The 21,998-nt window shown below is 57.5% G+C and carries 18 protein-coding genes and 1 tRNA gene; 7 read left to right on the top strand and 12 right to left on the bottom strand.

The annotated features are described in order from the left end of the window. Positions 1 to 11 precede the first annotated feature (11 nt). Both BLV11_RS11355 and BLV11_RS11350 read left to right on the top strand, forming a co-directional pair. Entirely contained in the window at positions 12 to 494 is a 483-nt protein-coding gene (locus tag BLV11_RS11355) for a hypothetical protein (protein ID WP_091813934.1), read from the top strand. 120 nt (positions 495 to 614) lie between these two features. Continuing rightward, positions 615 to 1,238, top strand: a complete 624-nt coding sequence (locus tag BLV11_RS11350) for an outer membrane beta-barrel protein (protein ID WP_091814132.1) — start codon at positions 615 to 617, stop codon at positions 1,236 to 1,238. Positions 1,239 to 1,270: 32 nt separating this feature from the next. Here BLV11_RS11350 and rlmKL read toward each other — a convergent pair whose 3' ends face one another. Then, a complete protein-coding gene (rlmKL, locus tag BLV11_RS11345; RefSeq protein WP_091813931.1) occupies positions 1,271 to 3,445 on the bottom strand; it encodes a bifunctional 23S rRNA (guanine(2069)-N(7))-methyltransferase RlmK/23S rRNA (guanine(2445)-N(2))-methyltransferase RlmL in 2,175 nt (724 codons plus the stop codon). Positions 3,446 to 3,843: 398 nt separating this feature from the next. Here rlmKL and rmf point away from each other — a divergent pair, with 398 nt between their 5' ends. After that, on the top strand, positions 3,844 to 4,053 hold the full coding sequence (gene rmf, locus BLV11_RS11340) for a ribosome modulation factor (RefSeq protein ID WP_091813928.1): 210 nt from the start codon (positions 3,844 to 3,846) through the stop codon (positions 4,051 to 4,053). A gap of 240 nt (positions 4,054 to 4,293) precedes the next feature. Here the strand turns inward: rmf and BLV11_RS11335 are convergent, their stop codons facing one another. Further along, entirely contained in the window at positions 4,294 to 5,331 is a 1,038-nt protein-coding gene (locus BLV11_RS11335; RefSeq protein WP_091813925.1) for a quinone-dependent dihydroorotate dehydrogenase, read from the bottom strand. A 386-nt stretch (positions 5,332 to 5,717) separates the two neighbouring features. On the opposite strand from BLV11_RS11335, the gene BLV11_RS11330 reads away from it, so the two are divergent. Next, the gene (locus BLV11_RS11330; protein WP_091813923.1) at positions 5,718 to 6,872 is read left to right on the top strand and encodes a cation diffusion facilitator family transporter; all 1,155 of its coding nucleotides are present in this window, start codon (positions 5,718 to 5,720) and stop codon (positions 6,870 to 6,872) included. A 1-nt stretch (position 6,873) separates the two neighbouring features. Here BLV11_RS11330 and BLV11_RS11325 read toward each other — a convergent pair whose 3' ends face one another. Continuing rightward, positions 6,874 to 8,355, bottom strand: a complete 1,482-nt coding sequence (locus BLV11_RS11325) for a RimK family protein (RefSeq protein ID WP_091813919.1) — start codon at positions 8,353 to 8,355, stop codon at positions 6,874 to 6,876. Positions 8,356 to 8,560: 205 nt separating this feature from the next. Here BLV11_RS11325 and rimI point away from each other — a divergent pair, with 205 nt between their 5' ends. Next, entirely contained in the window at positions 8,561 to 9,679 is a 1,119-nt protein-coding gene (rimI, locus tag BLV11_RS11320) for a ribosomal protein S18-alanine N-acetyltransferase (RefSeq protein ID WP_175528332.1), read from the top strand. 6 nt (positions 9,680 to 9,685) lie between these two features. Here the strand turns inward: rimI and uvrB are convergent, their stop codons facing one another. Then, on the bottom strand, positions 9,686 to 11,749 hold the full coding sequence (gene uvrB / locus BLV11_RS11315) for an excinuclease ABC subunit UvrB (protein WP_091813916.1): 2,064 nt from the start codon (positions 11,747 to 11,749) through the stop codon (positions 9,686 to 9,688). A gap of 159 nt (positions 11,750 to 11,908) precedes the next feature. On the opposite strand from uvrB, the gene BLV11_RS11310 reads away from it, so the two are divergent. Together BLV11_RS11310 and BLV11_RS11305 are read left to right on the top strand one after the other, a co-directional pair. After that, entirely contained in the window at positions 11,909 to 13,093 is a 1,185-nt protein-coding gene (locus BLV11_RS11310) for a pyridoxal phosphate-dependent aminotransferase (RefSeq protein ID WP_091813913.1), read from the top strand. 70 nt (positions 13,094 to 13,163) lie between these two features. Beyond that, a tRNA-Asn gene (locus BLV11_RS11305) sits at positions 13,164 to 13,239 on the top strand. Between the two features lie 161 nt (positions 13,240 to 13,400). Here BLV11_RS11305 and pyrF read toward each other — a convergent pair. From pyrF to hisC, 8 genes are all read right to left on the bottom strand, one after another. Further along, the gene (gene pyrF / locus BLV11_RS11300) at positions 13,401 to 14,105 is read right to left on the bottom strand and encodes an orotidine-5'-phosphate decarboxylase (RefSeq protein ID WP_091813910.1); all 705 of its coding nucleotides are present in this window, start codon (positions 14,103 to 14,105) and stop codon (positions 13,401 to 13,403) included. Positions 14,106 to 14,145: 40 nt separating this feature from the next. Next, positions 14,146 to 15,315, bottom strand: coding sequence for a lipopolysaccharide assembly protein LapB (lapB, locus tag BLV11_RS11295; RefSeq protein ID WP_091813907.1), 1,170 nt, complete (start codon positions 15,313 to 15,315; stop codon positions 14,146 to 14,148). After that, positions 15,315 to 15,617 carry a LapA family protein gene (locus BLV11_RS11290; RefSeq protein ID WP_091813904.1) on the bottom strand — a complete coding sequence of 101 codons (303 nt, stop codon included), beginning with the start codon at positions 15,615 to 15,617 and terminating at the stop codon, positions 15,315 to 15,317. Before BLV11_RS11290 ends, lapB begins: the two co-directional genes overlap by 1 nt. Before the next feature lie 70 nt (positions 15,618 to 15,687). Beyond that, a complete protein-coding gene (locus tag BLV11_RS11285; RefSeq protein WP_091813901.1) occupies positions 15,688 to 15,984 on the bottom strand; it encodes an integration host factor subunit beta in 297 nt (98 codons plus the stop codon). Between the two features lie 133 nt (positions 15,985 to 16,117). Then, the gene (gene rpsA / locus BLV11_RS11280) at positions 16,118 to 17,809 is read right to left on the bottom strand and encodes a 30S ribosomal protein S1 (RefSeq protein WP_091813898.1); all 1,692 of its coding nucleotides are present in this window, start codon (positions 17,807 to 17,809) and stop codon (positions 16,118 to 16,120) included. 130 nt (positions 17,810 to 17,939) lie between these two features. Next, entirely contained in the window at positions 17,940 to 18,620 is a 681-nt protein-coding gene (cmk, locus tag BLV11_RS11275; protein WP_091813895.1) for a (d)CMP kinase, read from the bottom strand. Between the two features lie 3 nt (positions 18,621 to 18,623). Further along, on the bottom strand, positions 18,624 to 20,858 hold the full coding sequence (locus BLV11_RS11270) for a bifunctional prephenate dehydrogenase/3-phosphoshikimate 1-carboxyvinyltransferase (protein ID WP_091813893.1): 2,235 nt from the start codon (positions 20,856 to 20,858) through the stop codon (positions 18,624 to 18,626). Next, on the bottom strand, positions 20,842 to 21,972 hold the full coding sequence (hisC, locus tag BLV11_RS11265; protein WP_091813890.1) for a histidinol-phosphate transaminase: 1,131 nt from the start codon (positions 21,970 to 21,972) through the stop codon (positions 20,842 to 20,844). The genes BLV11_RS11270 and hisC overlap by 17 nt, the downstream gene beginning before the upstream one ends. Positions 21,973 to 21,998: the final 26 nt, after the last annotated feature.

Below are 21,998 nucleotides of genomic sequence, written 5' to 3'. Positions count from 1 at the left end.
GGAGAACACCCGTGTCGATCCCCCACTTCATTGATATTGAATACTGTCAGACTGACGATGCCCTGTTTCCCACAGCCATCGCCTGGTCCCTGGCAGACGGGCGCATGAAGACCGTGGTCATAGCCCCTGACGATGACTGGCTGCCGCAAGACGAAGACCTGCCAGACATTGACCTGCGGTACCTCAACGAACAGGGTGTGCCACTGATCGAACTGGCCCGGGCGCTCCATGAAGATCTGCCCGACCAGATTGTCTATACCGATGGCCTCGACCCGGACGAGATCCTGGTCGACCGGATCTTTGACGCGGTCGATATGGAGTCTCCGTTTGAGCTGGCAACGATTGCTGAGCTGATTCCGGATCTCGACACCCACACCCTCGAAGATCGGCGCCGTGAGCTGCTGTTCAGTAACGGCCTGGATCCCCAGTTACCGGAAAACGGTGTTTATGCTTTGCTGCTGCTGGCCCAGGAAGAAGGACTGACGGATCAATAAGGCCAGATGGCCATGCTCTGGCCCTGCCCTGACCGATTTGTGACCTGCATCGACGTAACCAAACGTTACAGTGGGCAGAATCTGCGTGAATTCGCAGACCTACCAGGAACCCACACAACAATGAGTACGCTGTTGCGAGTAAGCCGATCTGTCCCGCTGTCCCTGTTGGCGGCGCTACCCCTGACCGGGCAGGCGCAGGAAGACGTCCCCCGGGAAGACCTCTACTACGTTGGTGTACTGGCGACGGCCCTGAATCACCGCTCCGTCGGCGATGATACCTCCAAAGCGACCTGGAGCAATGCCGGAACCCTGGTGTTTGGCGGCCATATCACGGACCTGTTCCATGCAGAACTCCGGGCCGGCGGCGGTCTCAGTGACGGCACCATTGAAAATCAGCTTGCCCTGAACATCGAACACTTCGAGAGCTGGTATATTGGCCTGCATTATCCGCTGACGGATTACGCCAATATTTACGGCCAGGCGGGGTTTTCCAACATCCACGGCCGCGCGAAGCTGACTGCGGAAGGCCAGGCCATCGCGGATGACCCGGACCAGTCCACGCCCTATGAGGAGTTGGTTGGGGAATACCCGGAAAGCGCCTTCAGCCTGAGCTGGATCATCGGCCTGGACATGGAACTGTTCCACAACGCCTACCTGGTCATGGAAGGCGGCCGGCTGTTCAAGGACACCGGCACCAACGCCAACACCTTCCAGTTTTCAAGCGGCCTGCGCTACGAGTTCTGAACCAAACAGCGGCCATCCCACCCGGTTAATGATCACGCCCGGTGACGGATGTGCCAGCAGCGGTGGATTCGCTCATTTCGCTGGAAATCCCGGTCGATGGTTGAACGACTCACCTCTTCCACCTCAAACGCCTCTGCCACTTCTGCATCAAGCTTGAAGCGGCGGAAGTTGTTGGAAAAGATCAGCAGTCCATCCCCCACCAGGCGAGCCATCGCCTGACGTATCAGAGTGGAGTGGTCGCGCTGGATATCCAGCACATTGTTCATCCGTGCCGAGTTGGAAAACGTCGGCGGGTCCATAAATATCAGGTCGAAGCGCTGATCAGCCGTCGGCTTTTCCGCCAGCCACTTCAGACAGTCAACCGCCTCAACCTGATGCCGGGTCAACGACTGTCCGTTGAGCTTGAGGTTATCCCGGGCCCAGTTTACGTAGGTCTTGGACATATCAAGGCTGAGTGAACGGGTCGCCCCTCCTGCCGCCGCATGCACGGTGGCCGCGCCGGTATAGCAGAACAGGTTCAGAAAACGCTTGCCGGCGGCGTTCTGCTGGATCCAGTAACGCACTGGCCGGTGATCCAGGAACAGCCCGGTATCGAGATAGTCCCTGAGATTCACCCTAAAGGCGCAACCATGCTCATGCACGGTGAAGAACTCTCCGGACGCCGCCTGTTTCTCATACTGACTGGTGCCGGCTTGCCGTTGTCGGTGCTTGCATACGAGCTCAGCCGGATCAATCTGCAAGGCCTCGGGAATGACCGCCAGAGCCTCCGCCAGACGTTCCTGCGCAGCCCGGGCGTCGACCGATTTGGGCGGCGCATACTCCTGGACATGAACACGACCATCGTACACATCAATGGCCAGGGCAAACTCCGGCATGTCCGCATCGTAGAGGCGATAGCACTCGATGTTCTGCTTCTTGGCCCACTGCCCAATGGTCTTGAGGTTCTTCTTCAGGCGGTTCGCCAGCATCTGTGCCCGCTCCTCATTGGCAATCCGCGGCAGCAACTCGCCAGCCTTGGCCGGATCCCGTGGGGTCATGGCGTTGGCGGCATCCACCTCAAACAACAGCAACTGGGCCGGCAGCTTGCCGTTGAACAGGCGATACTGCTTGTAACTGCGCAAACCGATGGATTTGCAATACTCCGGAGCACCGGTAAACACCGCCAGCCGCCAACCGTTCAAATGTGTCTTGACGACCTCACCAAGAGCGCCATACAAGCCGGCCAACTCCCGACGTTCGCTGAGGCGCTCACCATAGGGCGGATTGGTCAGCACCAGCCCACGCCCGCCCCACTCACCATCAAGGTGGAACTCCTGAACCGTTCTGCACTCCACATGGACCACGCCTTCGAGACCCGCGCGCTGAATGTTACGCCAGGCCGTCGCAATCACCTTGCTGTCCTGATCAAACCCGGCCACTTTCAGCGACGCCTTCTGCCGACCCTCAAAGGCCCGGCGCTCGGCTTCCTGCCTCAGTGCAAGCCAGGTTTCAGGCTCATGCCCTAACCAGCGTTCAAAACCATAGCCAGGTCGCTGACGGCCCGGCGCCAGGTCCAGAGCCATCATGGCGGCCTCGATCAACAAGGTTCCCGAACCACACATGGGGTCCACAAAATGGCCGCCGTCACTGGCGATTTCCGGCCAGCCTGCGCGCAAAAGCAGGGCTGATGCCAGGTTTTCTTTCAAAGGAGCCACGCCCTGCTCGGTGCGATAGCCCCGCTTATGCAGGCTCTCGCCACTGAGGTCAATGCCAATGGCCAGGCGACCACGATGCAATCGCGCCGACACCACAACGTCCGGTGACTTTGAATCCACCGATGGGCGGTCGCCGCGGGCATTTCTCAGCCGGTCAACAATGGCATCCTTGACCCGCTGAGCCCCGTATTGTGTATTGCGAATGGCTTCATTCTGACCGCTGAACGCGACCTTGAAACTGCCCGTAACCGAAATATGATCAGCCCAATCCATATCGTGTACGCCGTCATAAAGACTGTCACCACTGGTGGCATCGACATCCGCGAGGTGGAGAATCACCCGGTTTGCCAGACGTGACCACAAACAAGCCCGGTAACCACTTTCAAGAGTACCCTCAACCCAGGCCCCGGCAGGTGCCTGGCGAACCAGGTCAAGCCCGAACCCCTGCAGCTCATCCACCAGCAGGTATTCCACGCCTTTCGGACAGGTGACGAAAAACATTAGGTTGGACAAGCGTAAACTCCTGATAAATGAAGGCGTTGAAAACGGATTATGGGACCAGCGTAAACGCCCGCAAGTCCCCTCAAAGTGTGGACGACGACAGGCTATGCTGCAACGGCCGGAGCGGCTGGGTCGCTATGGTACCCGAGTCCGCGTTATTTCACACAAATATAAAGAACGCGCCACATAGATGAAATAATTAGTGTACACGGACCGCTTATTCAATTTACCTTGTAACTGACGCGTCATTTTGAAGAAGCATTTCATGCTTCGACTACAGGATCCTGACTGTTTTGGTAACGGCAAGGAGGGACATGTCCGCTCTCACTTAAATAGCGGCAGTCCCGGGTTAGCTCACCAAAGCAGGTGTGCACACGCTTGTTCTGCAAATCCATTAGGTGAGGAACGGCATGAAGAGACAGAAAAGAGATATGTATGCTCGTGCGTACAAACGGGGTTACATGGCCGGCGTGTCCGGAAAATCGAAAGACAGCTGCCCGTTGGATCAGGTAGAAGTCCGCCAGGAATGGCTCAACGGTTGGCGAGAAGGCCGAACAGATCACTGGGAGGGCATGACCGGGGTGTCAGGCATTCACAAGTTGGCGAACGTCACCGCCTGAGCTCCATTCACCGGTAGCCTTGGTTACTTATTCTGAATCTTTGACAGACAGGCAGTTGAGTTAAACCCAAACGGGTCCCTCCGACCCGTACCAGACCAAGAAGAAAACGCCACGGGGTTTATTCCCCGCACGGGCCCGCTTAGCGGGCCCACTTTTTTTGGCGACTCCAAAAGCCGTCCAGGCCGGGCTCGACCCGCTTTCTCCCTGCTTTCTCTTTTATTACGGCTATGGATGCTGCGCTTAAGCCTTTGGCACCGACGCAGAGTATTGCCGAATCGCCTCGACCGCTTCAGCCACCAGGGCCGGTCCGCGGTAGATAAAACCGGTATAGACCTGCACCAACTTTGCACCCGCCCGGATTTTTTCCACCGCCGAGGTCCCATCCGCGATTCCGCCAACACCGATGATCGGCAACGACTCGCCAAGCTCAGCATAGAGGCCTTCAATGACCCGCAGTGAAGGCCCTCTGACCGGCGCCCCACTCAGACCGCCAGCCTCATCGGCCAGAGGATGTCCGGCAACCGCCTCCCGGGATACGGTGGTGTTGGTCGCAATAACCCCGTCCATCCCCGAGTCCTGCAGGGCAGCGGCGACAAAACGAATGCCATCATCGTCCATATCCGGCGCAATTTTCACCGCAATGGGCACGTACTTGCCATGTTTGTCCTGCTGAATACGCTGCTCGTCCTTGATCGACGCGAGAAGACGTTTCAGAGCATCACCGAACTGAAGGTTCCGCAGCCCTGGCGTATTGGGAGAGGACACATTGACGGTAATGTAATTAGCCCGGCTGTAGACCGCCGCAATGCCCTTTCGGTAATCACTGTCGGCGTCTTCTTCCGGGGTTACCTTGTTCTTGCCGACGTTGATGCCCAACACGCCCTGATAGGCCATACGATCGACCTGACGCAGCAAGTGATCAACGCCCTCGTTGTTGAAGCCCATACGGTTGATGATGGCCTGATGCTCCGGCAACCTGAAGAGCCGGGGCTTGGGATTTCCCGGTTGTGCCACGGGTGTCACCGTACCTACTTCAACAAAGCCGAACCCCAGAGCACCCAGTGCATCGACATGGTCAGCATTCTTGTCCAGCCCTGCCGCCAGCCCGACCGGGTTTGGAAAGCGGAGCCCCATGACATCCACAGGCAACGGCTCGATTCCCTTTACAAATGCCTTCAGCAATCCGAGCTTGTAGGCCAGATCGAGGCCTGACAACGCCAGGTTATGGGATTGCTCAGGGGGCAGTTGAAACAGCAGGTTACGGGCCAAACCGTACATGTTAATCTTCCTCGCAGGACTGGATGTGGAGCGCAGTATACAGAAAGTTTTCCACAGCCGCGCCTGCGCCTTCAGAATGACAGTGGAATGACCGAACCATTAAGGTCTTGTGATGTTTTCCACGGTTTCTGTGGATAACCCTGTTGAAAATCCGTCGAGACTTTTGGCTAACCCTTGTGGAGTGCGCCAATCTACAGATTGACCATTTTTTGATCAGCTGTAACTTACTGATATTGGGTAATATTAAGTACTTTCGTACATCCCGACCGGCTATATGCAACCATGTGTTACTTTAGGAATGTCAAGACTTGATGTGAATAAAGTTGGCACATGGACACCACCCAACATTGCAAATGGTCGCGAACTGCCCGGAGATAGACACAAACATGTCTGATATTGCGCCCCTGAATAAAGATTCAGACCACCATAGCCAGGCTGCCCAGGTTGCAACCCGGGTCACCGTTATCGGAATGGTTCTCGATATCGCGCTGGGGATACTCAAATGCGTTGCTGGCATCCTGTTCTTTTCCCAAGCACTGTTTGTTGACGGCATCCACTCCTTATCAGATGCCTTCTCTGACCTGATCGTGATTGCAGTGATGAAGGCCTCCCGCCGAGCGCCCGATCAAGAGCACCCCTACGGTCATCAGCGCATTGAAACGCTCGGCACCATGCTGTTGGGAACCACGTTGATTGCGGTAGGCGCCGCACTGGCATGGGACAATCTCGAGCGCCTGATCAGCCAGGCCGACGCGCCCCTGCCAGAGTGGCCAGTGCTGGTCGCCGCCCTGCTCTCCATCGGTGGTAAGGAATGGATCTTTCGTTATACCCGCCGTGTTGGCCGGGCCATTCGTTCCGATCTGATTGTCGCTAATGCCTGGCACAGCCGCACCGATGCGTTCTCGTCGGTCATCGTTTTGGTGTCGACCGCGGGGGCCATGCTCGGGTTTGTCTGGCTCGACGCCCTTGCGGCGGTGATCGTTGCCCTGATTGTTGGTCACGTAGGCTGGAGTTTTACCTGGAGCAGCGTCAAGGAGCTGGTCGATACCGGCATTCCCTCCGAAGAACTCGAGCGGCTCAGAAACATCGCCCGGGAAACCGAGGGGGTTCGCAACGTCCACGAACTCCGTACCCGGAAAATGGGCCAGGACATTCTGCTGGACGTACACCTGGTGGTCAGCCCAAACATCAGCGTTTCCGAAGGTCACCAGATTGGCATGCAGGTGGTTGACCGGATGCGAGAAACCCTGGACGACATTGCCTACATCAACTTCCACATTGACCCGGAGAATGACGACGAGTTCGAGCCCACCACCCTGGGCTTACCGGAACGCAAGGATCTGGATGCCTTGCTTGAAGACAAACTCGGCGTAACCATCCCTCATGGACGGTTACGCCTGCACTATCTCCGGAACAAGATTCATCTGGAGCTGTTTTTCGATGGCCATGCCCTGGACCCCGAGCAGAGCCGTATCGAAGCGCTGAAGCAATACCTCGATTCGCAGCCGTGGTTCGGAAGCCTTCGGGTATGGCGTTCCTGAACTAACGTCGGCGTTTTTCCTCCATCCGGGCGAGAAACTCCTGCATGATCAAAGTGTAGAGCTCGCCCCCGAGAAAGCGGTCTTCAACTCCGGCCTCGATGCTGGGGTTGTCGTTCACTTCAATGACCGCAATCCGCTGCCCCGATTGTTTGATATCGACACCATACAACCCACTCCCGATCAGCCGGGTGGCATTGAGGGCTGCCTGGATGACCTTGCGAGGAGCTTCGTAGGTGGGCAGCGTCTCAAATCCGCCACTGTTGACCTGCGCATCCCCCCCATGCTGGTAAATTTGCCAGTGACCTTTGACCATATAGTATTTACAGGCATAGATTGCGCGCCCACCCAATACACCGATACGCCAGTCGTAGTCGGTGTAGAGGTATTCCTGGACCAGTACCAGGGCCGATTGGCGGAACAGCTGGTCAAGTGCCACCCTTAGCTCGCCTTCGTTTTCCACCCGGGAGATCCCTCGGGAAAAGGAACCGTCGGGAATCTTTACCACGGCCGGAAAGCCAATGGATTGCATCACCTGTTGCACGTTGTCCTTCTGATCCTTCGATAGAATCAGCGTGGTCGGCGTTGGCACCCGGTTGGCGGTCAGCAGGTCCGCCAGGAATACCTTGTTGGTGCAGCGCAGGATGGACACCGGATCATCAATGACCACCAGCCCTTCGGACTCAGCCTTGCGGGCAAAACGATAGGTGTGATGATCAATGGCCGTGGTTTCACGGATGAACAGGCCATCGTATTCAGGCAGGCGACTGTAATCCCGCTTGTTGATCTGCTCGACATTAATCCCGAGCTTACGACCGGCCTTGATGAATCGCGCCAGGGCAACCTTGTCGCTGGGCGGCAACTGCTCATCAGGGTTGGTCAGCATGGCCAGATCAAAACGATAGCGTCGGCGCCCTTTCGGTTTGCGCCAGACGATACTGCTGAAGCGGTCCAGTGCTGCGGCAAAGGCGTCCTGCTCAGTTTCCGTCAGATCCCCCGGCGAAACCGGCCTCATGGATTCAATCTGCCAGCTACGCCGGCGTTTGAACTGCACCTCCAGAATCGGGCAGGCAAACCGGTCAAACAGGCTGCGGGCGACCCGCTTAAGCTCAGGGACTTCGACCTGACCAAAGTAGGTTCTGACCATGACCTTACCGGCGCTGCCCTGGTCGTCCGCCGCCTGATCCAGCCATCTCAGGGCTTCGGAATCCAGCTCACTCAGCTCAAGGGAAAATAGCCCCTTGCGACTGAGATCGTTGAGGGTCGCCACGGACGGCAGCACCTGGTGGCGCCGCGCTTCCGCAAGCAACGAACAGTAATAGCCGCGACTCAGATAGCGGGCACTCTGACACAGGTTGATGACCCGGGTACGCGTGGAGTCCCGCTGGGTACCATGCAGGTACTGTTCAAAAGTCTGGACATCATCGCTTGGGAAAAACGGGGCCCAGTCGGAAGCCTGGTCCACCACAATCAGAAGTTTAGACACGTTGGCAGAACCTCCCTGAGGCCATTGCCGGTGGCGTCGCGAATGCGCTGCCGGAAGCGCAAAGATACGCCGCAGCGAGGCTGCCAGCAATAGCTCAATGATGGGTGTTTTTACGCATTCAAAAACAGTGTCTAAGCTCGCCCAACTGGTGAATAATCGCTCATTGGAACGTACGTTCACCGCTGTTCATTCGAGGGGCCCAACCTTGGCTCAAATTCATATTCGCCCTGCCCTGCGGTCCGACCTGGATGCCCTGACCCAGTTGGAAAGCCAGCTGTTTACCAGCGACCAGATCTCACGCAGGAGCTTTCGCCGTTTTATCAGCATGCCCCGGGACCGCCTGCTGGTGGCCATGCGCGATCAGGAGTTGATCGGCTATTGCCTGGTGTTCATGCACGCGGCAACACGGCTGGCCCGCATCTATTCCATCGGGGTGCATCCCGATGCCCGCGGGCATGGCGTGGGTGAGTCGTTATTGCACGAAGCAGAGGCGTTGGCCCGCCAGGATGGCCGGATCGTCATGCGCCTTGAAGTCCGCAAAGACAATCCGGCGGCGATACGGTTATACCAGCGTCTGGGCTATCGCCAGTTTGGCAGCTACAGCGACTATTACGAGGATCACAGCGAGGCCCTCCGTTTTGAGCGGCGCATTCTGTTCTACGAACGCTTCGACACTTTTCCGAAAGTCCCCTACTACGCCCAAACCACCGAATTTACCTGTGGCCCGGCCGCGCTGATGATGGCTATGGTCAGCCTGGATCCGGAGCAGGAAATTTCCTCGCTGGAGGAGCTCCGCATCTGGCGCGAGGCCACCACCATTTTCATGCTGGCAGGCCATGGTGGCTGCGGCCCCCATGGTCTGGCCCTGGCCGCCTGGAAACGGGGGTTTGAGGTCAGCGCCTATGTCAGCCAGAGCGGCCCGCTGTTCCAGCAAACGGTGCGTGATGAGAACAAAAAACGGGTGCTGGAATTGGTGCATGAAGGTTTCATGCACGACATTGGCCATACGGGTATCCAGCTGATCCATGAGAGCCTTACCCTGGAACAGCTACAAAGCGCGCTATCCGCCGGCCAGATTCCACTGATACTGATCAGCAGCTGGCAGCTCAGCCAGAGCCGGGTACCTCACTGGGTGACGGTGACCGCCATTGACGACCGCTTCGTGTATCTCAACGACCCGGAAGTGGATTACACCGAAGGAGAGTCCATCGCCGCCAAGCAGTATGTACCCGTGGACCGGCAGATTTTTGACCGTATGCAGCAATACGGCCGCAGCACCCCCCTCAAAGCTGCCGTAGTGATCGGCCCGAAACGGGCCGACTGATGAACCTCAGGCGGTACGGATCGCAGCTTCCTTAAGCTCGGCAATTTCATCTCGCAGCCGCGCGGCGGTTTCGAAGTCCAGCTCCGAGGCGGCCTTGTACATCTGGTCCTCCAACTCAGCGATATCCTTGAGCAACTGCTGCGGCGAATGGCCATGTGCCTTGATGCGGTATTTTTCAGCCTCTTCCGCCGCCTGCTCCCCTGGACGCTCGGGCTTGCGACGACCGCGGCCGGAGGTTCCGCCGGCGCCTTCCATGATGTCGGAGATCTTCTTGTTCAGTCCGGTCGGGGTAATTCCGTGCGCCTCGTTATGTTCCTGCTGCTTGATCCGGCGACGCCCCGTTTCATCAATGGCCCGCTGCATGGAACCGGTGATGCGATCGCCGTAGAGAATCGCCTTGCCGTTTACATTACGGGCTGCCCGCCCGATGGTCTGGATCAGAGAACGCTCGGAACGCAGGAAACCTTCCTTATCGGCGTCCAGAATCGCGACCAGCGAGACTTCCGGCATGTCCAGACCTTCCCTCAACAGGTTGATACCAACCAATACATCAAATTTGCCCTGGCGGAGATCACGGATGATTTCTACCCGTTCAACCGTATCGATATCTGAATGCAGGTAGCGAACCCGAATGTCATGATCCAGCAGAAAATCGGTAAGATCCTCTGCCATCCGCTTGGTCAAGGTGGTCACCAGCACCCGCTCATCCACAGCGACGCGGGCATGGATCTCAGACAGCAAATCGTCCACCTGGGTCGATGCCGGACGCACCTCGATCTCCGGATCAAGCAAGCCGGTCGGCCGGACCACCTGCTCCACCACCTGCCCGGCATGCTCGGCTTCGTAGTTACCGGGCGTAGCCGATACGAACACCATCTGTGGCGCAATGCGCTCCCACTCATCAAAGCGCATGGGGCGGTTATCCAACGCGGACGGCAGCCGGAAACCATACTCGACCAGGGTTTCCTTGCGAGAACGGTCGCCCTTGTACATGGCGCCAATCTGCGGAATGGTGACGTGAGACTCATCCACCACCAACAAGGCGTTGGGTGGCAGGTAATCAAACAGCGTGGGCGGCGCTTCGCCAGGTCGCCGACCGGACAGGTAACGGGAGTAGTTCTCAATGCCGTTGCAGTACCCCAGCTCCAGCATCATTTCGACATCGTAACGGGTGCGCTCTTCCAGCCGCTGGGCTTCCACCAGCCGGCTGTTATCCCGTAACTGGGCCAACCGGCCGTCGAGCTCTTCCTTGATCCGCTCAACCGCATCAAGCACCGTCTGACGAGGGGTTACGTAATGGGACTTAGGATAAATCGTGACCCTGGGTACCCGCCGCAACAGTTCACCGGTAAGCGGATCAAAATAGCTGAGGTTCTCGACCTCATCGTCAAACAGCTCTATCCGGATCGCCTCTTTCTCGGATTCGGCCGGGAACACATCAATCACCTCTCCCCGCACACGATAGTTGGCGCGATGAAATTCAACGTCATTACGGGTGTACTGCAATTCCGCCAACCGCCGCAGGATCGCGCGCTGATCCACCTGATCACCTCGGTCAAGGTGCAGCATCATCTTGAGATAGGACTGCGGGTCACCCAGACCGTAGATGGCGGAAACCGTTGCGACAATGATCGCGTCCGGCCGTTCCAGCAAGGCCTTGGTAGCGGACAATCGCATCTGCTCGATATGCTCGTTGATCGAGGCATCCTTCTCGATGAAGGTATCCGATGACGGCACATAGGCTTCGGGCTGATAGTAATCGTAGTAAGACACGAAGTACTCCACCGCGTTATCCGGGAAAAATTCACGGAACTCGCCGTAGAGCTGAGCGGCCAGAGTCTTGTTGTGAGCCATGATGATCGTCGGGCGCTGCACCTGTTCGATCACATTGGCGATAGTAAAGGTCTTGCCCGAGCCGGTGACCCCCAACAAGGTCTGGTGCGCCAGACCGGACCCTATCCCATCCACCAGGCCTGCAATCGCGCCGGGCTGGTCGCCGGATGGCTGGAAAGCGGAATGGACCCGAAAGGGATTACCGCGACGGTCGTTATCATGGTCATCTTTTGCCATGGCGGCGTTTTATCCTCCGTTTTCCTGCATTTGAACGGCCAACCTGTCTTATCCTCAGCCAGGCTTCATGTTACCATCTGCGGGTTTAACGCCGGCCAGGTATTTCCTGCGATTTCACCGGCGTCGCTATCTCAGACGCAGCTTTCAAGGAGCGCAAGTTTGGACCTTCAACTTTCCAGCCGAGTACAGGCCATCAAGCCATCTCCCACTCTCGCAGTCACCAACAAAGCGGCCGAACTTCGCGCCGCAGGCCAGGACATTATCGGCCTGGGTGCCGGGGAGCCTGACTTCGATACACCGGATCATATCAAGAACGCTGCCATTGAGGCGATCAAGGCCGGTCAGACCAAGTACACAGCTGTTGACGGTACCCCTGCGCTCAAAAAAGCCATCATCAACAAATTCAAGCGGGATAATGGCCTCGACTACGAAGCCAACCAGATTCTGGTTTCCAGCGGCGGCAAGCAGAGCTTCTTCAACCTTGCCCTGGCCATCCTGAACCCGGGTGACGAGGCCATCATTCCGGCGCCGTACTGGGTCTCCTACCCAGACATGGTTCTGGTCGCCGAAGGCAAACCCGTGGTTATTGAAACCTCTGCGGCCACCCGCTTCAAGATCACCGCAGAGCAGCTCGAGGCGGCCATTACTGAACGCACTCGCCTGTTTGTTATCAACAGCCCGTCAAACCCGAGCGGCATGGCGTATACCCTGGACGAGCTGAAGGCGATTGGCGAAGTGCTGAAGAAGCACCCGCAGGTCATGGTGGCCACGGATGATATGTACGAGCCAATTCTTTGGACCGGCCAGCCGTTCTGCAACATTCTCAACGCAACGCCTGAGCTGTATGACCGCACCTTCGTTCTCAATGGCGTATCCAAGGCCTACTCCATGACAGGCTGGCGCATTGGTTATGCAGCCGGCCCGGCCCGGGTTATTGGCGCCATGAAGAAAATCCAGTCCCAGAGCACCTCCAACCCGGCTTCCATTTCCCAGGCCGCGGCCCAGGCTGCACTGGATGGCCAACAGGAGTGTGTCGGCGAGATGGTCAAGGCATTCAAGGAACGCCACGACTACCTGGTAGAAGCCCTCAACAAGCTGCCTGGCGTAGAGTGCCTCAATGGTGATGGTACCTTTTATGTATTCCCAAGCTTTCAGGGTGCCATCGACGCCGACGACAGCGCCAGCAACGACGTAGAGTTCGCCGAGAAGCTGCTCAGTGAAGCCGGTGTTGCCCTGGTTCCCGGCTCCGCATTCGGAAGCCCGGGCCATATGCGTCTGAGCTTTGCGACCAGCATGGAGAACCTGCAGAAGGCCATTGAACGTCTGCAGAAAGCACTCGGGTAAAAAAATCGTTTGAGGGGTTGACGAGGCGCTATCACCAACTTAATATACGCGCCTCGTCACATGACGACGTTCCCCGATAGCTCAGTTGGTAGAGCAACGGACTGTTAATCCGTTTGTCCCTGGTTCGAGCCCAGGTCGGGGAGCCACTATTCTGAAAGCCCGCTAATTCTCTGAGTTAGCGGGCTTTTTTATTGCCCTAAGCTTATCCAGACCAGGCATCCACGACCCAACCCAGCCTGCCCCCGATAATGCCAGCCGCAACCTGTCAGAATGACCGACAGGCCAGCGGCCAGACACCACGAAATCCTCAGAGCCCGGCAACCTCGGCATGAATGGCTTCAAGAGCCGCCAAAGGGTCCGCCGCCTGGGTAACAGGACGACCAATCACCAGGTAGTCCGAGCCTGCCCTGAGAGCATCTGCCGGCGTCATGATGCGCTGCTGATCCCCCTTATCTGCCGTCAGCGGACGAATACCCGGAGTCACCAGCCTGAACCCCGACCCATGCTCAGCTTTGAGCTTGGGCGCTTCCTGCGCCGAACAGACCACGCCATCCAGGCCACAATCCGCGGTCAGCGCAGCCAGCCGGGAAACCTGCTCGGCCGGCGAGACATCAATCCCTATACCCCGCAAATCGTCATCCCCCATGCTGGTCAGCACCGTAACAGCAATCAGTAAAGGCCGGTCCGCGCCAAAGGATTCCAGGCGGGTACGACAGGCCTCCATCATGCGGGCACCACCGGAGGCATGAACATTCACCATCCACACCCCCAGATCCGCAGCCGCAGCCACCGCCGCCGAGGTGGTATTGGGAATGTCGTGAAACTTGAGATCCAGGAAGACCTCGAAGCCGCGCGCCTGAAGGGATTTCACCAGCGCCGGACCAGAGCGGGTAAACAACTCCTTGCCCACCTTGAGCCGGCACAGCTCCGGATTCAGGGAGTCCACCAGGGCCAACGCCGGCTCCTCCGACGGGAAGTCCAGAGCAACGATGATTTTCGGATCTTTCTGCATGTTCGTATTCACCTATCCGGTATTGATTCTTTCGAGGTTCTCACTCCGCCTCTACACCCTGTATCGGGCGCACGGACTCCCAGGTCTTGCAACTTGGACACAACCAGTGCAACTGCTGCCCGGAAAAACCACAACTGACACATCGGTAGATCGGACGGTTCGCCAGAATCAGGTGACCAATCCGACTCACCAGCCGCCCCTCATCCGTCGTCATCCCTTTCTCATACCCTGCCAACTCCACCAAGCGGAGCAAGCCACGCACACTGGGCCGTATCTCAAGCTCATGCCTTAACAGGTCAATGGCTCCCGCACGCCCATCTGCCTTTTCTACCGATTCCACCACCGCCAGCAACAGGCTGGTACTCGGCCAGCTGTCATAAAGCTTGCGAAGCTTCCTGACAAGGCGGCGGACGTCACCATGCTCCCGCTCCAACTTCATCAAACGATCAATGGCCTCCGGGCCAAAGTCTGTGTTCTGGTCAAATACCCTGATGCACTGCTGCGAAGCCTCTTTATAGCTGCCTTGGCGCACCAGCAACTTGATCTGGATAAACGTCGCACGAATACAGGAACGGTCGTACTCCAGCGCTTCCTTGATCAGCTTGTTTGCAGTCCAGCGATCATCATCAGCGACCGCCTGATCAGCAAGCTCACACGTGATGTAGGCAAGCTTCTTATCCAGCTCGGGATCGACACGATTCGCCCGCAGGGTCTTGGCCACCTGCCCCGCCTTGCCCCACTCCCGCTCCTGCTGATACAGCTCTATCAGCTGGTCTGCCGCCTTGCGACCATAGTCACGATCACCCATCAACTGGTGCAGCAACGCCTCTGAACGATCGAGCAGACCGGCAGCGGTATAATCAAGAGAAAGCTCAAAGGTAACTTGAGGCTGGTAACGGGTTGACAGCTCCGGGCGGGCAAGCAGATTCTGATGAATCACAATGGCCCGGTCAGTTTCGCCCTTATTGCGGAAATGGGATCCGATGGAAAGATGCAGCGCCACGGTTTCAGCATTGACCGCAAGCGACTGCACAAAATTCTCGACCGCCTGGTCTGAGTAATTGGTAAACAGGAATTGCAGCCGATCCCTGACGGAGGCCTCATCGGAGACAGAACGACTGTTGCGCCGCGAGGAGCGACCGAATCGCCCCATGAACCACCCAGCAGCAACCGCAGCCGTCAACAGCAGCCACTGAAAAACGATATCCATTAAAGCGTCCGGTTAGAGTGACCCTTCGATTCCTCCAGTGCCCGCTCGGCGCGAGTCAGGCGCTTCTGCAACTGGCGACGGGAAACCGAAGTGCGAAACGTCGCCAGTACGGTGATAAGGATGCCAGAAAGCCCCCCCAGAACAAAAGACATAATGATCCAGACAGCAATTCCGTGGGGCTGAGTCTCGAACACCAGAAAATTAAGTGCCACCGCCATCTGGTTGTTCAGAGAAAACACCAACGCCACCAGAACCAGAATCAGCACCAACAGTACGATCAGGATCTTCTGCAACCCGGCCATTAACGCTAACTCCCTTTGATCTGTTCCATCAAAAACAGGGCAAATCTGACTGGCAGCCCAGACACACTGCTCAGTAGCCCTGCTTCATGCTGTCGTTGACCTGCTCTCGAAGCTCTTTACCCGGCTTGAAGTGAGGAACGAACTTGGCCGGCAACTGCACCGCATCACCGGTCTTAGGGTTGCGGCCAGTGCGGGCCGCCCGGTGATGGAGGGAAAAACTGCCAAAACCACGTATCTCAATACGCTGACCGTCCGCCAGCGACTGCGACATGTGTTCAATGATGGTTTTTACAGCCAGCTCTACATCTTTCACGGAAAGCTGGGTTTGCTTGGACGCAATCAACTCTACCAGTTCAGACTTCGTCATGAGGCTTATCCCTCTTCATTCTTATAGGGGTGAAGCTGCAGCAGGCAGCTTATGCCTCTAGTTTAGCCAAACCAGAAAAAAACACAAAAAAAACGGGCTGTTACAGCCCGTTTTTTCTTACTAAGAAGGAGGATTAGTCCTTGTTAGCGTTCTGCTGCTGCATCTGCTCCTTGATGAGATCACCGATGGTGGTCGCACCAGAAGTTTCTGCCGCCTTGCTACGCACGTTGTCAAGCGCCTGCTTGTCTTCGTCAACGTCCTTGGACTTGACGGACAGGTTGATAACGCGGTTCTTGCGATCGATGCTGATGATCTTGGCTTCAACTTCGTCGCCTTCGTTCAGCGCGTTGCGAGCATCTTCAACACGGTCACGGCTGATTTCAGAAGCCTTCAGCACCGCTTCAACTTCATCATTCAGGGCAATGGTGGCAGCCTTTGCGTCAACCGCAGAAACAGTACCCTTGACGATGGAGCCCTTGTCGTTCAGCTGAACGAACTCGGCAAACGGATCGCTTTCCAGCTGCTTGATGCCCAGAGAGATGCGCTCACGCTCGGGATCAACAGACAGGATAACGGTTTCAACTTCGTCACCCTTCTTGTATTCACGAACCGCTTCTTCGCCAGCTTCGTTCCAGCTGATGTCGGACAGGTGAACCAGACCGTCGATACCACCGTCCAGACCGATGAAGATACCAAAGTCAGTGATGGACTTGATCTTACCGGAGATACGGTCGCCTTTGTTGAAGTTGCCGGAGAACTCTTCCCACGGGTTAGCTACACACTGCTTGATACCCAGGGAGATACGACGACGCTCTTCGTCGATATCGAGAATCATCACGTCAACTTCGTCGCCTACCTGAACAACCTTGGACGGATGGATGTTCTTGTTGGTCCAATCCATTTCGGATACGTGAACCAGACCTTCAACACCCTCTTCCAGCTCGGCAAAGCAGCCGTAGTCGGTCAGATTGGTAACGCGAGCCTTGACCTTCGCGTTCTCAGGGTAACGACCCTTGATATCAACCCAGGGATCTTCGCCCAGCTGCTTCAGACCCAGGGATACACGGTTGCGCTCACGGTCGAACTTCAGGACCTTAACGTTGATCTCGTCACCAACGTTAACGATTTCGCTCGGATGCTTGATGCGCTTCCAGGCCATATCGGTGATGTGCAGCAGGCCGTCAACGCCGCCCAGATCTACGAATGCACCGTAGTCGGTCAGGTTCTTGACGATACCCTTGATTTCCAGACCTTCGGTCAGGGTTTCGAGCAGTGCATCACGCTCAGCACTGTTTTCAGCTTCCAGAACGGCGCGGCGTGAAACAACCACGTTGTTACGCTTCTGGTCCAGCTTGATAACTTTGAATTCAAGTTCTTTGTTCTCCAGGTGCGCGGTATCGCGAACCGGACGAACATCTACCAGAGAGCCAGGCAGGAAGGCACGGATGCCGGCCAGATCGACGGTGAAACCACCCTTGACCTTGCCATTGATAATACCCTTAACCACTTCCTCAGCTTCGAAGGACTTCTCAAGTACCTTCCAGGCTTCTGCACGCTTGGCCTTCTCACGGGACAGACGGGTTTCACCGAAGCCGTCTTCCACAGCGTCGAGAGCTACATCGACAACATCGCCGATGGCAATTTCCAACTCGCCTTTTTCGTTCAGGAACTGGGAGGCGGGGATAACGCCTTCGGACTTCAGTCCGGCGTTAACGGTGACCCAGTCGTTGTCGACATCAACTACGGTTCCCTGAACAATGGAACCCGGCTGCATGTCAATTTCTTTCAGGCTTTCTTCAAAAAGATCCGCAAAGCTCTCGGTCATTATGTGTCCTATGATCAACGCAAGTTAACTCCGTGCTACCAGCAACACGGTCTGTTAGTAATTTGCCGTATACGACCAGTGGCTGGCCGAATTACGCCGCATACGGCATTCCAACGACAAAAAGGTGCGGTCAGGCCTGACCTGCTGCGGCCATCACCTTCCCTAACACCTCTTCGATACCCAACCCCGTAGAATCAATGACTTGCGCATCATCTGCGGGTTTGAGTGGGGCGGCTGACCGGTTCATATCACGATCATCACGCGCCCGTATCTCGTCTAAAAGGGCGTCAATGTTAACACTGAGCCCCGCATCCTTCAACTGACGATAACGCCGTTGCGCCCGTTCTTCGGCGCTGGCGGTGAGGAAAATCTTGGTGGGTGCGTCAGGAAATACCACGGTGCCCATATCACGACCATCAGCCACCAGCCCCGGCGCCTGCCGAAAATCACGCTGGCGCTGCAACAACGCATCCCGCACCGCCTGAATGACTGCGACCTTGGAGGCATTATCTCCGGCACTCTCGGTACGGACCTCTGCGGTCACATCTTCTCCTGCCAGGATGACTCGAACCGGCCCCCCTGCAGGTGTCGGTTCAAAACGCACATCCAGGGACGCCGCCACCCGAACCAGACCAGGCTCGTCATCAAAGGGCACCCCTTGCCGCACCGCCGCCAACGCGGTCAACCGGTACAGGGCGCCGCTGTCGAGCAGGTGCCAGCCCAGCCGGCGGGCCAGCATCTGCGTGACGGTGCCTTTTCCGGCACCGCTGGGACCATCAATGGTAATGACCGGAACCGGACTCTGTGTCATTGATCAGATCCCCTCGGCAACAATCTGGATGCCCGTCGACTGCGCCAGCTCCACGAACCCGGGGAACGACGTCGCCACATTCGCGCAGTCGGTCACCTCGATTTCGCCCTCAGCGCGCAGCGAAGCCACCGCAAACGACATCGCGATACGGTGATCGCCATGGCTGTCAACGGTACCGCCAACCATAGTCTGGCCACCAGTGATCACAATGCCATCTGGAGTCACCGTGGTCTGCACGCCAATCGCTGCCAGACCATCGGCCATGACCTGAATCCGGTCACTTTCCTTGACCCGCAATTCCTCGGCGCCACGAAGGATGGTTTCCCCTTCCGCACACGCAGCTGCGATGAACAACACAGGGAACTCATCAATGGCCAGCGGCACCTGATCCTCAGGAATATCGATGCCTTTAAGGTTGGCAGAACGTACCCGAAGATCGGCAACCGGTTCACCGCCAATGTCGCGTTCGTTGGCGATCTCGATATCCGCTCCCATGAGCCGGAGAATATTGATCACCCCCACCCGGGTCGGATTCATCCCGACATGACGAAGAGTCAGGTCAGAATCCTGGGCGATGCTGGCCGCCACCAGGAAAAATGCCGCCGAGGAAATATCCGCGGGTACATCAATCGCTGTCGCGGTCAGGCGCCCACCACCACTCACGCTGGCAGTCGCACCGCTGCGATGAACGTGATATCCAAATCCCTCAAGCATCCGCTCGGTATGATCACGGGTTGGCGCCGGCTCAGTCACCGACGTCGCGCCTTCCGCATACAGTCCGGCCAGGAGCAGGCAGGACTTGACCTGGGCGCTGGCAACTGGCATTTCGTAACGAATTCCAGTCAACGACTGACCACCACGAATCTTCAACGGTGGCCGCCCAGCCTCGCCGGTCTCAATGACCGCGCCCATTGCCCGGAGCGGATCCGCCACCCGTCCCATCGGGCGCTTCGACAGACTTTCATCGCCAGTCAACTCGGAGTCAAACGGTTGCGCCGCCAGCAGGCCGGTGAATAACCGCATCGCGGTGCCGGAGTTACCCAGGTACAGTGGGCCGCGAGGCGCCTGCAAGCCGTCAATTCCGACGCCATGGATACGCACATGCCCGCTGTCCGGGCCCTCAATCGTCACCCCCATGTCCCGGAATGCCTGGAGTGTCGCGAGACTGTCTTCGCCCTCCAGGAACCCGTTGACCTCGGTTACGCCGTCCGCAAGCGCGCCCAGCATGATGGAGCGATGGGAGATCGATTTGTCGCCCGGCACCCGGATATCACCGGTCATTCGACCACCGGGTTTGAGATGGAATGTCACCTGATTCTGACTCATATCTGTCACGTAGGCCTGTCCTGAAAGCATTTTTGAAAAGTGTTCCCGTGCCGCCTTGGCCCGGCTAAAAACTTTAAGCAGCGTTGTGCTGTCCTGATCGGCAATGGCGGTACGCAGCTGATCCAGATCACGGGAGAAATGATCAATAACCCGCAGCACCGCTTCCCTGTTCGATAGAAAAATATCATGCCACATCACCGGATCACTGGCTGCAATCCGGGTAAAGTCGCGGAAGCCACCCGCCGCGTACCGGAAGATGTCCATATTCTGATCTTCGCCGGCCAGGGTATCCACCAGCGAGAAAGCAATCAGATGGGGCAGATGACTGGTCGCCGCGAGCACCTCGTCATGGTACGCCACCGACATGGTCAACACGGTCGCGTCACAGCCTTCCCAGAGACGGGTAAGCTTTGCCAGCTTGTCCGGGTCGGCGTTTTCGGCAGGCGTCAGGATGACCTTGTGGTGGGCAAACAGGTCCGGATTAGAAGCGGTGACGCCACTTTTTTCAGAGCCGGCAATGGGGTGCCCCGGGATGATGTTCGGACCCAGCTCACCGAAGACCGCTTCAACCGCAGCCACAAAGCTCGCCTTGGTGCTGCCCACGTCCGTGAGAACCGCATGCGCCGAGAGGTGGGGTTTGATCTGCTCCAGGACACTTTCGGTGGCCCTGACCGGCACAGCGACGACGACCAGGTCGGCACCAGATACAGCTTCAGCGATGGATTGCGCAGCTTCGTCAATGACTCCAAGCTGCTGCCCTAACACCGCATCCTCGTAGCGACGATCACAGGCAACCACCGTCTCGGCCAGCCGACCCCGGCGAACGGCAGCTGCCAGGGAACCGCCGATCAGCCCAAGCCCGATCACTGCCATCCGCTGAAATACCGGTACCGGGTCAGTCACTGCGGACATCACCCTGCTCCCTGAGCGCCTCAGCCATCGCGGCCAGCAGACGATCATTCTCTGTTGCCAGACCGACAGAAACCCGCAAATGCTCCGGCATACCGTAGCCTGCCACCGGACGCACAATCACGCCCTGACGCAACAGCGATTGGTAGATGGCGGCCGCGTTGGCGCCCACTTCAACGGCAATGAAGTTACCGGCCGAAGGAATAAAGTTCAGCCCCAGGCTGCGAAACCCATCCGAGAGCTGACGCAAGCCGGCACTGTTGACCTGCTGCGAGCGTTCCAGATAGTCCTGATCATCGAGCACCGCCGTAGCGGCCGCCAGGGCAATGGAGTCGACGTTGAACGGCTGGCGAACCCGGTTAAGCACATCGGCAATTTCCGCCGAACTGATGCTGTAGCCCACGCGAAGCGCCGCCAGCCCCCAGGCCTTGGAGAAGGTACGGGTAATGATCAGGTTTGGATACCGGGATAACCAGCCGAGACTGTCATCCTGGCTGCCGTCTTCAAGAAATTCGCAATAGGCTTCATCCAGCACCACCAACACTCGCTCAGGTACCGCCTGCAGGAACACTTCAATCGCTTCACGGCCAAGCACAGTACCCGTGGGGTTGTTGGGGTTGGCAATAAAGATAAGGCGGGTACGCTCGGTCACCGCTGCAGCCATGGCATCCAGATCATGCCCCCAGTCCTTGGCCGGGACACTGATCCCCTTCGCCCCGATGGCCTGGGTAACGATGGGGTACACCGCAAAGGCATACTGGGAAAACACAACCTCGGAGCTGCTGTCCGCAAAACAGCGGGCGATCACTTCGAGTACATCGTTGGAACCATTGCCCAACGTCAATTGGGCCGGGGTGACATTCAATCGCTCGGCCAACCTGGCTTTCAGCGCAAAGCCATTGCCATCCGGGTACCGACACAGGTCTGCGAGGGCGGAACGAGCGGCTTCAAGCGCCTTCGGGCTCGGCCCTAACGGGTTTTCATTGCTGGCCAGCTTGACGATGCCAGCAGGATCCAGCCCCAATTCGCGGGCCAGTTCTTCAATCGGCTTGCCCGGCTGGTAGGGAGACAGCGCCCTTACTCCCGCAACGGCCAAAGCCTGAAAGTCACATGACATAGGTAGAGTCTCCCGGGTCAGACCCG

Origin of the sequence: Marinobacter mobilis (assembly GCF_900106945.1) — a bacterium.
Classification (GTDB): domain Bacteria; phylum Pseudomonadota; class Gammaproteobacteria; order Pseudomonadales; family Oleiphilaceae; genus Marinobacter; species Marinobacter mobilis.
Note: the sequence above shows the minus strand (reverse complement) of the source record. Positions and strands in the feature narration are given on the sequence as shown.

Bases quoted from the DNA above. Each gene is read 5' to 3' on its own strand.
- BLV11_RS11335 (WP_091813925.1), bottom strand. From the start codon at position 5,331: ATGTACGGTTTGGCCCGTAACCTGCTGTTTCAACTGCCCCCTGAGCAA.
- BLV11_RS11350 (WP_091814132.1), top strand. From the start codon at position 615: ATGAGTACGCTGTTGCGAGTAAGCCGATCTGTCCCGCTGTCCCTGTTG.
- BLV11_RS11290 (WP_091813904.1), bottom strand. From the start codon at position 15,617: ATGGCCGGGTTGCAGAAGATCCTGATCGTACTGTTGGTGCTGATTCTG.
- hisC (WP_091813890.1), bottom strand. From the start codon at position 21,972: ATGTCATGTGACTTTCAGGCTTTGGCCGTTGCGGGAGTAAGGGCGCTG.
- BLV11_RS11285 (WP_091813901.1), bottom strand. From the start codon at position 15,984: ATGACGAAGTCTGAACTGGTAGAGTTGATTGCGTCCAAGCAAACCCAG.
- cmk (WP_091813895.1), bottom strand. From the start codon at position 18,620: ATGACACAGAGTCCGGTTCCGGTCATTACCATTGATGGTCCCAGCGGT.
- BLV11_RS11330 (WP_091813923.1), top strand. From the start codon at position 5,718: ATGTCTGATATTGCGCCCCTGAATAAAGATTCAGACCACCATAGCCAG.
- pyrF (WP_091813910.1), bottom strand. From the start codon at position 14,105: ATGCAGAAAGATCCGAAAATCATCGTTGCTCTGGACTTCCCGTCGGAG.
- BLV11_RS11270 (WP_091813893.1), bottom strand. From the start codon at position 20,858: ATGTCCGCAGTGACTGACCCGGTACCGGTATTTCAGCGGATGGCAGTG.
- lapB (WP_091813907.1), bottom strand. From the start codon at position 15,315: ATGGATATCGTTTTTCAGTGGCTGCTGTTGACGGCTGCGGTTGCTGCT.
- uvrB (WP_091813916.1), bottom strand. From the start codon at position 11,749: ATGGCAAAAGATGACCATGATAACGACCGTCGCGGTAATCCCTTTCGG.
- rpsA (WP_091813898.1), bottom strand. From the start codon at position 17,809: ATGACCGAGAGCTTTGCGGATCTTTTTGAAGAAAGCCTGAAAGAAATT.
- rmf (WP_091813928.1), top strand. From the start codon at position 3,844: ATGAAGAGACAGAAAAGAGATATGTATGCTCGTGCGTACAAACGGGGT.